This is a genomic window from Pseudomonas gebzensis, from assembly GCF_034427815.1.
Lineage (GTDB): Bacteria > Pseudomonadota > Gammaproteobacteria > Pseudomonadales > Pseudomonadaceae > Aquipseudomonas.
In genome coordinates this window covers 24,359-37,010 of sequence record NZ_JAXQNS010000005.1, presented here as the reverse complement: position 1 = coordinate 37,010, position 12,652 = coordinate 24,359, and the positions used below count along the sequence as shown (strand labels likewise).

The window sequence follows — 12,652 nt, the reverse complement described above, 5'->3', positions numbered from 1 at the left end:
TGATCAGCCTTGGCGCAAGCCTTGACCAGATTGTGCCGAGGCCCCGTTTGCCTCCCTGCAGGAGGCTTCACGCAAGGCAACTGGAAGACCCTATGAGATTTTCACCCTTGATGGCTGTGGCAATCGGCGTTCTCAGCACAGGTGCCGCTTCGGCACACGGGATCTGGACGGAGGAACGCCGGGGTACGCTTGAAGTGGTCTATGGCCATGGCGCAGAAGACGAGGCCTACGCGCCGGAAAGGATCAAGCAGGTGTGGGCTTATGCACGCGATGGCCACTCGATACCCACCACGGTTGAGCGGCGGCAAGACCATGTCCGCCTGGTGCCGCTGGCCACGCCGGCGGTGGTGAGCGTTGCCATGGACAACGGCATCTGGAGCAAAGGCGCCGATGGAAAATCGGTCAACGCATCGATGACCCAGGTGGCGGGCGCAACCAGCGCGAGCCACAGCTACAAGTACAGCGTGGCCATTTTGCAGCCGCAAGCTCGCCTACCCACTGATCTGCGGTTGGCGATGCTGATTCGCCCCCTGCTAGACCCAACGACGGTGGGTGTCGGTAAGCCGCTGCCTGTTGAAGTGACCATCGACGGCAAGCCCGCGCCCGACATTGCGCTGTTCGATGACTATCGCGCGATGGCGGATGCCAGCAGTGTGCGGACCGATGCACACGGGCGCGCGAGCGTGATCGTCCGCAATGCCGGGCTGAATGTCATTGCGGCACAGGCCAGAGTGCCCTCGAACCGCGACCAGGGCGTGACCGAACGCAGCCTTTCCACTTCACTGACGTTCGTGGGCGAGCGCCATTCACACTGAACCGCGTCTACGCGTGATTTCACTTCGCCAGTGTCTGCACCGAGCTGCGCAAGGCGCCTGGGGCCGCCCCATCGCTGGCTGCCAGAAAGGCCTCGACGTCGCGGTCAGAGCGCAGGTGCACCACGCGGCAATGGTCTGGCGCGGTAGAGACAAGCTGCTGCATCTTGTTTCTTGCCGAGTGCCGCGTGGTCCACATGAACCGAAAGAACCCTGGCAGGTTTCTCAGCCGCTCGGGACAGTGATCCGGTAAGTCCGGGCGGGTGTGGCCACGCCCCTTGAGGGTTCTCTTCAAGGCCCGCCAAAAGCGCAGCGCCGGGGCGCGGTCGAGCCAGATCAGCAGATCGGCGCGCGCAACGCGGTTGGCCCAGGTGGCAGCGTGGCCACCTTCAAAAATCCAGTGTTCTTGCGCCTCGGCTGCCAGGCAGAGCCGAGTCTTCTCGTCCTGACTGCGCTCCTGCCAATTGGGCTGCCAATGGATCCTGTCGATGTGAATGATCGGAATGCCGGTGGCCTCGCCCAGTCGTCGAGCGAGGGTTGATTTGCCGGAGCCGGGTTGGCCGATGATGATGATGCGCGGCATGGGAAATCCGTTTCATGGGAAAGGGTATGGCTGGAACAGGCAAGGTCCAGCGGTTGAATGAAGCTGACACGCCGCAGAGCGCTGGAGGGTCCGCTCATGCGTTCGAACGTACAGCGCATGCGCGTGGTGGCATGCATCGATCTCAAACGATTCCACGTGCAGAGTCAAAACCACGCACCCGATACCTTATCGACTTCCTGCCTCAACGGCAGACGATGATCATGGGTTGGGCGAGATTGCCGTGGCTCATGGGCTGCACTAGCGGCGCACGCTCAGTCTGTTGAAGGCCTCTGCTGCGACAGCCTTGGCGGGCCAGTGATCATCGGCAGTGACCGCGCTGGCAATAGCCTTGCCCTATCGTCGCCAATGCCAAGGATCAATTAGCGTTCTCTAGGGTCACTACATACTATCGCTTTGCCATTATCTGGCTTTGAGCCAGTACTCGGTCCGGCATTCCCCTCGCCTCTTCAGGTTCACCACGCATGAACAGATCCCTCCCGCTCGCCACCCGTATCGGCCTGGGTTTCGCCGTCATTGTTTCGCTGCTCGTTCTGGTCACCGCCGTCGGCATCCAGCGCGTGGGATTCATTGATTCCACCCTCGAACACGTCAGCGAAAACGCCGCCAAAATCCAGCGCTACGCCATCAACTTTCGCGGCAGCGTGCACAACCGTGCCATTGCCATCCGCGATGCCGTGCTGGTGGACAATGAGGGCGACCTGGCGCGTCATCTGACCGAAATGACCAACCTGCAACAGGCCTATATCGATTCGGCCGGGCCGATGGACCAGCTGTTCGCCGAGCGCGGCGTGTCTCCAGAAGAGCAGCAACTGCTGCAGGGGATCAAGGACATCGAGACCCGTACCCTCGCCTCGTCCAAAGCCGTACTCGACCTGCGCCGCGCCGGTGATATCGCAGGTGCCCAGGCGCTGCTGCTGCGTGAGACTTCCGGCGACTACAGCGAGTGGCTCAAGCGCGTGAACGCGCTGATCGACCACGAAGAAGCCTCGATCAAGCAGCAACTGAACGATGTACAGGCTACCGCCAGCCAGTTCCGCGGGCTGATGCTCGCGGCCACCGGCGTGGCGCTGCTGCTGAGTATTCTGCTGGCCACGGTGATCATGCGCTTCGTGCGCTCGACGCTCGGCGCAGAACCCACCGAGGTCGGCCAGGCCATCGAGCGTCTGGCGGCAGGCGATCTGTGCCAAAGCATCGCCACGCGCTACCCCGGCAGCGTGATGGGCGTGCTCAAGACCGCGCAGGACCGCCTGGCCGACACCATCGCCCAGGTGCGCCTCGCCGCGCAGGCGGTCAACCAGTCCTCGACGCAGCTGTCCGAAACCTCCAGCGCCAACAACGAACACATCGGCCTGCAAACCCACGAGACCCAGCAGGTGGCCACGGCCATCGCGCAGATGTCCGCCACGGTCAACGAGGTCTCCGGCTACGCCGCCCAGGCCGCGCAGGCGACCCGCCAGGCCGACCAGGAAGTCGACCAGGGCAACCGCCTGGTGGCCGACAGCACCTCGGCCATCGAACAACTGGCGGCGGCTCTGGTGGAGACCACCGAGACGGTCGAGCAGGTCTCCCGCCAGGGCGAGCGCATCGAGACCGTGATCGACGTGATCAACTCGATTGCCTCGCAGACCAACCTGCTGGCGCTCAATGCCGCCATCGAAGCCGCCCGCGCGGGCGAGCATGGTCGCGGCTTCGCGGTGGTGGCCGACGAGGTCCGCTCGCTGGCCAACCGCACCCAGCAGTCGACCGAAGAGATCCGCGAGATGATCAGTAGCCTGCAAAGCGGCACCGCCGCCGCCAGCAACACCATGCGCAGCAGCTGCGAGCTGGCTGAATCGACCGTGAGCCAGACACGCAACGCGCAGCAGGCGCTGGCGCGGATCAGTCGGGAAGTCGGTGCGTTGAACGAGATGAACACGCAGATCGCCAGCGCGGCGGTGCAACAGAGCGCGGTGGCCGAAGAGGTGGCGCAGAATCTGAGCCGGATCCATGGCTCGACGGTGGAATCGGCGAACGGCTCGTTGCAGGTGGCGTCGGCGAGTCAGGAACTGACGGGGTTGGCGCAGCGGTTGGCGGAGAAGGTGGCGATGTTCAAGGTGCGGTGAGGGGTTGGGCCCGACGGTTGGGCGTGCGGCTGCGCCGGCGATGGGATGGCCGCAGCCCAAGGTCGCATCGCCGATGCTTCGGCAAACGGGGGAATTTATCTCTGAGAGTTCGCTTTCGCGAGCGTAGAGGGGCTTCAAATGCTGCAAGCGTTCTCAGCGTCTCCGACATCTGCCGCTAGCTTATTGCAGCAGGCTATCTCCACACAGTGTTCGTTTAGCCTGATACTGTGATCAGCCCCCAGGCGCACGACCAACATGCAAGAGCGCGACCTCACCCCGCGCATCTGGAACATCATCGAAGAGCACCTCGCCAATGCCACGCCGTGGGAATGGCACCTCTACGCCGATGGCTCTAACCACAGCGACAACCGATCGGGGTTGGAGTGGCTGCTCGATCAGCCTGAGCTGGAGCTGGCAACGGCGCTCCGATGATCATGATGCGAACCATGGGAAAAACCGCTTCTTCGTGTGGTGCTCGATTGATGAGAAATGGCCAGGTTGCAGCGTGGGTTGAGCCAATCACTATGCTGCCCTTGCCAGTTTTCAGCGGTGCTGACGAGTCCGTGCTGCCGCCACATCGCGCGCCGCGCTTGCCGCGCGTTCACGGTGCTGACGAGGAAGCCCTCTGATCCATTGGTACCCCCAGCCAGCACACCAGCAGCACCGAAGCCACTCGCCAGCCAAGGCCAGTCATGAACTGGAAGCAGCCCTCCGGGATCGGTGCTTACCCTGCCTGAATTCACTGACATGAGGTCTTTGCCTCGCACGGACGGTTTTTTACTACAAGCGTACGGCGAATATCGAGGTTGAAAATCAAGCCATCCCCGGCCGACAGTCATCTTCGGGCACTGACACCGCACGCCAGATTTCCTCGTCGTCAGCCTTTGATTACTGGGCCGTCCTCCGCTTCGAAGGCCTCGTAAAACTCGGACGCTATACGACGCAGTGAGCGGCCGATATTGGCATAGTCATACTCATTCAAGTTGGCGAGCGACACTCGCCCCGACGCATGCGTGCCGCCGAAACCACGGCCAGGCAGCAGAACAATGCCAGTATCCTGCGCGATGCGGAACAACGCCTCGTTGGGTTGCAGCCGCGTCAGTATCCATTCACCAAAGTGTGCACCATACATCTGCGTGGCGATGTCCTGCAGGTCCAGCAAGTGGTAATAGCTGACGGAGTTAGGATCGACGGGCAGTGGCAAGCCCAGCTCGCGGTACAGTGCCTCTTTGCGGCGCAGCACAATACGTTTCATCGATTGTTTGTAGGCCTGAGGCTCATCGAGCAGGCAGAACAGCGAGAACATCACCATCTGCGCCTGCACCGGAGTGGAAAGGCCGGCGGTGTGATTGAGTGCCACGGTTCTGCTGTCGGCAACCAGGCGATCGATGAATTTCAGCGAGCGCGGTTCAGTCGTGATGGAGCCGTAACGCTCATCGAGGTCTTCGAGGGTGCTTTCGGGCAATTCGCTGATCAGTCGGTCGAGGATATTGTTTTCATGCGTCGCGACCACACCCATGCGCCATCCTGTAGCACCAAAGTATTTGGAGAACGAGTACACAAGGATGGTGTTCTGCGGACAGATCGCAAATAGCGATTTGAAGTTGTCCGCGAAAGTGCCGTAGACGTCATCGGTCAGGATGATCAAGTCAGGTCGCTGCTTGACGATCTCGGCAATATTTTCCAGCACTTCGTCACTGAGCTTCACCGAAGGTGGGTTACTCGGGTTGCAGAGGAAGAAGGCCTTCACTTTCGGATCGAGCAATTTTTGCAGTTCTTCTTTGGTGAACTGCCAGTTGTTCTCGGCCGGCGCGTCAATCAGCAACTCCACCAGCTGGTAATCGTTGAGACGGGGTATCTCGATGTAAGGCGTGAATATCGGCATGCCTAGGGCAATGGTATCGCCAGGATGCAGCAGGTGGTTTTCGCGCAAGCTGTTGAACAGGTAGGTCATGGCCGCAGTGCCGCCCTCCACCGCATACATGTCGAAACGCCCTACGAACGGGTGAGTTCCGATCATTTCCTGGTGAATGTACTGGCCGACAATGATTTCACTCATGCGCAGCATGCGATCGGGTACGGGGTAGTTGCAGCCGAGAATGGCTTCGCACATCTCGTAGATGAAGTCGCCTCCCGACATACCGAGCTGATCGCGGACATAGGATACCGCCGCCTCGATAAAGCGCACGCCCGGCTGGCCCTCATGTGCTTTGGTAAAAATCTCGAAGCGTGCCTCGATACCCTCGCGCTGAGGAAAGCCACCTACGCCGTCCATGTAGATGAACGAGCGTTCGCTTTCTGTCATCGCAAAAAGACCGAACTGGAAGAAGCCGTGACGTGGCGTGGTCGCCACGAAGTTGGGATTGCCGCGTCCTGCGTTCAGCAGGAGCTGTTTTCCACCACTGGCTACCTTGATCAATGAATCCTTCAGCTCGAACGGGCTGAGGTTGGCGAGTTTCTGAATCTCATCAAAGTCCATGGAGATACTCCTTTTTAGATGAATGCGTACGGTCTCAAACCAGCGCCACGATCAGTGGGCCCAGTAAAGTCAGAAATACATTGGCCAGTGCGTAAGTGATTGCAAAAGGAACGGTCGGGATGGTGTTGCTGGCTTTGTCGAGCACTTCACCAAACGCCGGGTTTGCACTGCGCGAGCCACTAAGCGCACCGGCAAAAATCGCAGTGTTGGAATAGCGCAGCACATAGCGTCCGAACAGCATGGTCAGCACCATGGGCACAATCGTCACGACCACGCCCACACCAAAGATGGTCAGGCCTAACTGTCTGACCGTTTCCACCGCCTGCAAGCCTGACTGCAAGCCTACGACGACTACGAAACCCGCCAGTCCGAGATCTTTGAGAAGTTGTACGGCCCCACCAGGAATCTCGCCAATGGTTTGCTTTTTTGCCCGATACCAGCCGAACAGCAAACCGGCGAGCAACGCGCCACCGCCAGCCCCTAGCGTAAGCGGGATATTCGCCAACTTGACGCTGAGCATGCCGATCAACAGGCCAGCGACAATACCTGCTCCGAGGTAGACAAAATCGGTCTTGGCACTGGACACGATCGTGTCACCAATGGTGGCGGCCACACGCTTGACGTCCTGCTCGGCCCCATAGATAGACACGACATCGCCGATGTGGATAACAGTCTGAGGCTGGAGAGGAAGTGCCACACCCATACGACTCAACTGCACGACAAACACACCGTGGCGCACGCCGCCAAGCGTCGCTTCGCGGATGTTGGCGACCGTTTTCTGGTGGAAATTACGATTGGTCAGCACCACCTCGCGCTTGAACATGGTCAGCTCCATATCTTCGACAGCGAATACCTCACGCCCGAACAGAGGTGCATTGGCGATCACTGCTTCGCGTCGCCCCACGACCAAAACAATGTCGTTGCGATGCAAAACCAGCTCAGGGCTAGGATCAATCAGTTTGCCGTCGCGCTTGATGCGTTCGATGGTAATGGTCGTGGTCGGGTCTGCGTTTTCGATCTCAGCGACGCTGCGCTGTGGATCGTCGGTCATCTCGTAGATTCGGCCGACCAGCGACGGCGCTGCCGCCTCCTGATCGGGGCCCAACACGTGCACGCCCGCCTGCATGGCCGCTTCGGCTGCAATGGCGTCATCACGGATGCTGCGGCCCATGAGCCGGGGCAAGATGTTCACGCACACCAGAATGGCGCCAAAAGACCCAAATACGTAGGTGACGGCATACCCGACTGCAACGTTGCCTTGCAGGCGTGCCGTTTCTTCGGCACCCAGGCCCAGCTTGGCGATGGCGTCACCGGCAGTACCAATGATTGCTGACTGCGTAAGACCACCTGCTGCAACGCCTGCGGCCAGGCCTTTGTCCAGCGCGAACAGTTTTGCCATTACTACAACGGTGACGAGACCAGTCAACGCCATTACCGCTGCCAGCACGATTTCTTTGATCGACTGACGTCCCAGGGAGCTGAAGAACTGCGGCCCGCTTTCGAAGCCGACGGCGAAAATGAACAGTGCGAACAGCACTGCCTTGATGCCTCCATCGACGTGGACGCCCACTTGGCTGACCAGCACCGCTACCAGCAACGACCCTGCGACGCCCCCCAACTGGAACTTGCCGAATTTTATCTTGCCGATCGCGTAGCCCACGGCCAGTGAGAGGAATATCGCCATTTCCGGCGACCTTCCGAAGAGATTATGCAGCCATTCCATGAGTCGACTCCGTGACGTGAAAAAAGTGGGTTAGTCCGCAGGTAACATGCCTGTAATGGCTGCACTGAATGGCGCCCTCCACGACGACAGCACAGGTGTGTTGGCAAAGGTGATAGCGGAGATGCAGCGCAATTGCCCGCCGCATTCTGTATCGGTATTCGGCGCAGCTCGTATGCCTCGCTCAGTGAAGCGCGCATACAATGGAGGCCTGCCGCTAGCATCCAGCGCGAAGATAAACAGCATGAAGAAAGTGTTCTTCATGCTGTCTGCAAGGAGGAGATGGAATTGCCCGACGACAACGGCTGCCGGGAACGCGCCACAATGAGTGAGCGGGATCGGCTTAAAGCGGGTTTGATGGACCACGTAGCCGGCTGCCAAGAGCAGAAAAAGCGCTAGTTCCAGGTGTTTCTGAAGATTTGAAATAGAAACGGAAAGCGTACCTGACATACTCAAATCCTTTCGAGCACCCTGCCTCTCTCAATCGAGGAGAAGCCACTTACTTCGGTAATCCTGTGCCTTGTGACGAGCCGCCGTAAGCGTAGACGCATGATCAGCATCCCACCAATGCCTCAAGTCAAACAAGATGGACGAATATAGTCTTGACGAGCGAAAGTCAGGGAGATTCAGGCGGGAAGGTAGCTAGATGGCGGCAAGCGTGTTTCGAGCCCGGCATCGGCTCCTACTTCTTCGGTAAATCGCTGCATTCCTTTGCTGCAAGCCGACTAACGATACACATCGCCTGATAAGTGCCTGCCACGTGCCGAACATTCATGCGGGGCGAATCGTCGAACTCCAGAGCGCTTCGCCTGGTAATTCCTGCGTCCATAGGTAGGCCTAAGTGCTATGAGACTGCAATGATCCTCCACGGGCGCACGCCTCTGCAGACCGTACTGCTTGTGCCTGTGAGCGATGCGGAGATCGCGAAATGAGTGCGTCATTTCCCAAAGGCGGCGAACGGATACGAGGTCCTGCTCAACTGCCTGTAAGCCTGGATGAGGCTCGGATTTTTTCGGCACCTCAGCGTGGCATACCGAGCTGACTTTCAGCGCAGTATGAACGAGTATCAAGGCTTTTCAGGCAGAACATAGGCTGCTTTTGTTGAGCGTATGGGCGGGAACCCGCATGATTGCCCTACATCCGGATGTAAAAAAGGCCTGCATCGCTGCAAGCCTTGATTTTACTGGTGCCGGAGACAGGAATCGAACCTGCGACCTTCGCGTTACGAGTGCGCTGCTCTACCGACTGAGCTACACCGGCGTGTTGCGCAACGTACCACTGCCGCGAAGGTTACGCAAACCTCTGTTTCAACTCATTAATTACTCGGCCCGGAGGCTGGTGTACAGCCTGTGGGCGCGAGGTCTTCTTCGATGGTCGTCGCGCAGGCCCAACCCGCTGCCGTGCGGTTCAGCGTCACCGTCTTGCCGATGATGCTGGAAGGGGCCTGGGCGAGGGTGCATTGCAGCGTGCCGGTCGCGGCCGCGGCATTGCCGGTGGCGGTGATGGCGCAGTGCGCCGTGGTGGCCTGGCCGCCCAGGACCGTGACGTCAGCGACATCTTTGCCATCGGTCAGGCGCAGGTCCATGGGCGTTTTCAGGGCCGAGATTTCCAGCAGCGCCGCTGCGGCCTTGGAGCGGGCCTGGTGGCTGGTGTAGCTGGGGATGGCAATGGTTGCCAGGATGCCGATGATCGCGACCACGATCATCAGTTCGATCAGGGTGATGCCGCGTTGCTGCTGCATGGGGAGCTCCTTGTGGTCGGGTAGGTCCGCAACACGTGCAGGGCTGGCGCCAGAGGGTGAATACCGGCAGGCCAGTCACGTTTTGTCACGCTCACGGGGAAGGACTTCATGTCCGCTGCACTACTCTAGTGAGCCTCTCGCCACGTGCGCTGTGAAGCTGTTGCGGGAGTTTACCTGGAGCGCTTCACCCTTCCGCCACCGCTTTTGGAAAAGGATTTTCCATGACTCGATCCCTGCGTCAATTTGCCTGGGAAGGCACTGATCACCAAGGCATGGCCATCAGTGGCCAGCTCTCGGCGCGCAGTCCGCTGTTCGTGCGGGCCCGGCTTGAATCACAAGGCATCCGCGTGGCGCGGGTGCAGCTTGCCGGGGCGATGCGCTGGCGACTGCCCGTTCTGCAGAAAACCGATCCTGCGGGTTTCAGCCGTCAGCTCGCCACCTTGCTCAATGCCGGTATCCCGTTGCTGCAAAGCTTCGAGGTCATGGGCCGAGCAGGCGCGAATGCCAGCCTGGCAACGCTGCTGGAGCGGTTGAAACAGCAGGTATCGGCCGGTCTTTCCCTGGCCGATGCCTTGCAGCAGCACCCGAGCTGGTTCGACGAGCTCTACTGCAACCTTGTGCGGGTGGGGGAGCACTCGGGCACCTTGGAGCGCCAGTTGGCGCAGCTGGCGGGCATGCTCGAACGCCGGCAGACACTGCGGCGCAAGGTGCGCAAAGCCCTGATGTACCCACTGATTCTGCTGCTGACCGGGCTGGGGGTAGCGGCGCTGTTGCTGTTGGAGGTCGTGCCTCGCTTTCAGGAGTTGTTTGCCAGCTTCGATAAAGCACTGCCGCCTTTTACCCAGTGGGTGATCGATATGTCCACCGGGTTTGCTGATCACGCGGGGGGCGTGTTGATGCTTGCCGTACTCGGGGCGTTGGGGGGGCGGGCGTGGTATCGGCACCATGCGCCCGCGCGCCATTGGATGCTGCTGCGGGTGCTGGCACTGCCGGTACTGGGCACCCTGCTCAGCGACGCTGCATTGGCGCGTTTCAGCCGCAGCCTGGGTACGGCGTATGGCGCAGGGGTAGCGTTGCTGGATGCATTGGACAGCGTGGCGAAGGTCAGCGGCAATGAACTGCACGAGCACGCGGTGCTGCGCTTGCGCCGGGGCATGGCCAACGGGCAGGGGTTGAACCAGGCGATGGCGAGGGAGCGGGTATACCCGCCGATGCTGGTGCAGATGATCGCCATTGGCGAAAGCAGCGGCACGTTGGACCTGATGCTGGAAAACGCTGCCAGCCATTACGAAGCGAAGGTCACTCAATCCCTGGACCAACTGACCACGCTGCTGGAGCCGGCGGTGGTGCTGATTCTCGGCGTGCTGGTCGGCGGTCTGGTGGTGGCGATGTACCTGCCGATCTTTCAGCTGGGGAGCTTGTTCTGACATGTCGGACTGGACGCTGCTGCTGGAACAGCCACCCTGGTTCACGACGCTCGCGGGGCTGCTGGGGCTGCTGATCGGCAGCTTTATCAACGTCGTGGCCTATCGCTTGCCGATCATGCTCAAGCGCCAGTGGCACGAGGAGGCGCAAACGGTTCTGGGCTTACCCATGGTGCGGCGTGCGCGGTTCAACCTGGCATTGCCAGGGTCATGCTGCCCGCGATGCAACCACGCTCTGCGGGTGTGGGAAAATGTGCCCGTGCTGAGTTACTTGGCCCTGCGGGGTCGATGCAGCGCCTGCAGCAGGCCAATCAGCGCACGCTACCCGCTGGTGGAATTGCTCAGTGGCGCGCTGTCAGCCGCCGTCGCTTGGCGTTGTGGCCCGGGGTTCGAGGCACTGTTACTGCTTGTACTGACCTGGGGACTGATCGCGCTCAGCGTGATCGACCTGCAGCACAGGCTATTACCGGATGTCGTGGTGCTGCCGATGCTCTGGCTGGGCCTGCTGATCAATACCGTGGCAGTGCTGGCCGATCTGACCCAGGCCGTGCTGGGCGTGGTTGCAGGCTATTTGAGCCTGTGGACACTGTTCTGGCTGTTCAAGCTCCTGACCGGCAAAGACGGCATGGGCTACGGCGATTTCAAATTGCTGGCGATGATGGGCGCCTGGGGCGGCGTGCAGATCGTGCCGTTTACCCTCCTGTTGGCCTCGATAGGCGGCGCGCTGACAGGCCTATGGTTGCTGGCCCGACGCAAGGCGCGCACTGGCAGTGAAATGCCTTTTGGTCCCTGTTTGGCCATTGCGGGGTGGATCATGCTGCTGTGGAGTGATGAAATACACACTTCCTACCTGCACATGACCGGCTTCTGATGACTAGCGCAGCACATTCCCCATGGATTCTCGGCCTCACCGGTGGCATCGGCAGCGGCAAGAGTGCCGCAGCCGAGCGCTTCGTCGAGTTGGGCGTGCACCTGGTCGATGCGGATCAGGCGGCGCGTTGGGTGGTGGAGCCGGGGCGGCCTGCGCTGGCGAGCATTGCCGAGCGCTTCGGCGCGGGCGTGCTGCTGGACGACGGCCAACTGAACCGCTCGGCCTTGCGTGAGCTGATCTTCGCCGATCCCGAGCAACGCCGCTGGCTCGAAGCCTTGCTGCACCCGCTGATCGGCCAGGAGATCTTCACTTATCTGGCCAAGGCCGAGTCGCCCTATGCGGTGTATGTTTCGCCCTTGCTGATCGAGTCGGGCCAGTACGCCAAGACCCAGCGCATCCTGGTGATCGACGCGCCGCACGAATTGCAGATGCAGCGCACCTTGCAGCGCGACGGCACCAACCCTGCGCAGGTGGAAGCGATTTTCAAGGCGCAGCTCAAACGCGAAGACCGCTTGCGACATGCCGACGACGTCGTGGTCAATGACCGGGACGTGCTCTGGCTGCGCGAGCAGATCGACCGCCTGCACCATTTTTACCTGACTTTGAAAGGAGGCCAGCCATGAGCCAGCCACTGAACGTAGACTGCCCTACCTGTGGCGCCCCCGTAGAATGGAAGGCGGCCAACACCCACCGGCCGTTCTGCTCCGACCGCTGCAAACTGATCGACCTGGGCGCCTGGGCCGCCGAAGAGCACAAGATTCCTGCCGCGCCTGAGTCCGAAGACGAGCTGTACTCCGGTGAACTGGAACCTCGCCACTGAGCCACCACGCCCTGCGTTGGCAGGGCGTACTTTTTTCACGGGTAAACAGCATCTTACCGTCATCGATAGCAGCTAAGCT

12 protein-coding genes and 1 tRNA gene are annotated in these 12,652 nt (G+C 60.5%); 7 read left to right on the top strand and 6 right to left on the bottom strand.

Annotation, left to right across the window (positions count from 1 at the left end; translation table 11 throughout):
- Window positions 1–110: 110 nt before the first annotated feature.
- Window positions 111–815 carry a DUF4198 domain-containing protein gene (locus tag SJI00_RS11025; RefSeq protein WP_416221025.1) on the top strand — a complete coding sequence of 235 codons (705 nt, stop codon included), beginning with the start codon at window positions 111–113 and terminating at the stop codon, window positions 813–815.
- 19 nt (window positions 816–834) lie between these two features.
- Here SJI00_RS11025 and SJI00_RS11020 read toward each other — a convergent pair whose 3' ends face one another.
- A complete protein-coding gene (locus tag SJI00_RS11020) occupies window positions 835–1,395 on the bottom strand; it encodes a P-loop NTPase family protein (protein ID WP_322461754.1) in 561 nt (186 codons plus the stop codon).
- Window positions 1,396–1,877: 482 nt separating this feature from the next.
- On the opposite strand from SJI00_RS11020, the gene SJI00_RS11015 reads away from it, so the two are divergent.
- Window positions 1,878–3,518 (top strand): methyl-accepting chemotaxis protein, encoded by a 1,641-nt coding sequence (locus SJI00_RS11015; RefSeq protein ID WP_322461753.1) that lies wholly within the window; start codon window positions 1,878–1,880, stop codon window positions 3,516–3,518.
- A 255-nt stretch (window positions 3,519–3,773) separates the two neighbouring features.
- On the top strand, window positions 3,774–3,950 hold the full coding sequence (locus SJI00_RS11010) for a hypothetical protein (RefSeq protein WP_322461752.1): 177 nt from the start codon (window positions 3,774–3,776) through the stop codon (window positions 3,948–3,950).
- 445 nt (window positions 3,951–4,395) lie between these two features.
- On the opposite strand, the gene SJI00_RS11005 is transcribed toward SJI00_RS11010, so the two are convergent.
- The 5 genes from SJI00_RS11005 to SJI00_RS10985 form a co-directional block, all read right to left on the bottom strand.
- Window positions 4,396–5,997 carry a bifunctional aspartate transaminase/aspartate 4-decarboxylase gene (locus SJI00_RS11005; RefSeq protein WP_322461751.1) on the bottom strand — a complete coding sequence of 534 codons (1,602 nt, stop codon included), beginning with the start codon at window positions 5,995–5,997 and terminating at the stop codon, window positions 4,396–4,398.
- A 34-nt stretch (window positions 5,998–6,031) separates the two neighbouring features.
- Window positions 6,032–7,720: an aspartate-alanine antiporter gene (aspT, locus tag SJI00_RS11000; RefSeq protein ID WP_322461750.1), complete on the bottom strand. Its 1,689-nt coding sequence runs from the start codon at window positions 7,718–7,720 to the stop codon at window positions 6,032–6,034.
- Between the two features lie 30 nt (window positions 7,721–7,750).
- Window positions 7,751–8,167 carry a hypothetical protein gene (locus SJI00_RS10995; RefSeq protein WP_322461749.1) on the bottom strand — a complete coding sequence of 139 codons (417 nt, stop codon included), beginning with the start codon at window positions 8,165–8,167 and terminating at the stop codon, window positions 7,751–7,753.
- A 734-nt stretch (window positions 8,168–8,901) separates the two neighbouring features.
- Window positions 8,902–8,977: transfer RNA gene (locus SJI00_RS10990), tRNA-Thr, on the bottom strand.
- Window positions 8,978–9,032: 55 nt separating this feature from the next.
- Entirely contained in the window at window positions 9,033–9,458 is a 426-nt protein-coding gene (locus SJI00_RS10985; protein ID WP_322461748.1) for a pilin, read from the bottom strand.
- 221 nt (window positions 9,459–9,679) lie between these two features.
- On the opposite strand from SJI00_RS10985, the gene SJI00_RS10980 reads away from it, so the two are divergent.
- From SJI00_RS10980 to yacG, 4 genes are read left to right on the top strand one after another with little or no spacing between them, the layout of a single operon-like run.
- Window positions 9,680–10,885 carry a type II secretion system F family protein gene (locus SJI00_RS10980; protein WP_322461747.1) on the top strand — a complete coding sequence of 402 codons (1,206 nt, stop codon included), beginning with the start codon at window positions 9,680–9,682 and terminating at the stop codon, window positions 10,883–10,885.
- A gap of 1 nt (window position 10,886) precedes the next feature.
- The gene (locus SJI00_RS10975; protein ID WP_322461746.1) at window positions 10,887–11,753 is read left to right on the top strand and encodes a prepilin peptidase; all 867 of its coding nucleotides are present in this window, start codon (window positions 10,887–10,889) and stop codon (window positions 11,751–11,753) included.
- A complete protein-coding gene (gene coaE, locus SJI00_RS10970) occupies window positions 11,753–12,376 on the top strand; it encodes a dephospho-CoA kinase (RefSeq protein ID WP_322461745.1) in 624 nt (207 codons plus the stop codon). Before SJI00_RS10975 ends, coaE begins: the two co-directional genes overlap by 1 nt.
- Entirely contained in the window at window positions 12,373–12,573 is a 201-nt protein-coding gene (gene yacG, locus SJI00_RS10965; RefSeq protein ID WP_322461744.1) for a DNA gyrase inhibitor YacG, read from the top strand. The genes coaE and yacG overlap by 4 nt, the downstream gene beginning before the upstream one ends.
- The last annotated feature ends 79 nt before the right edge of the window (window positions 12,574–12,652 follow it).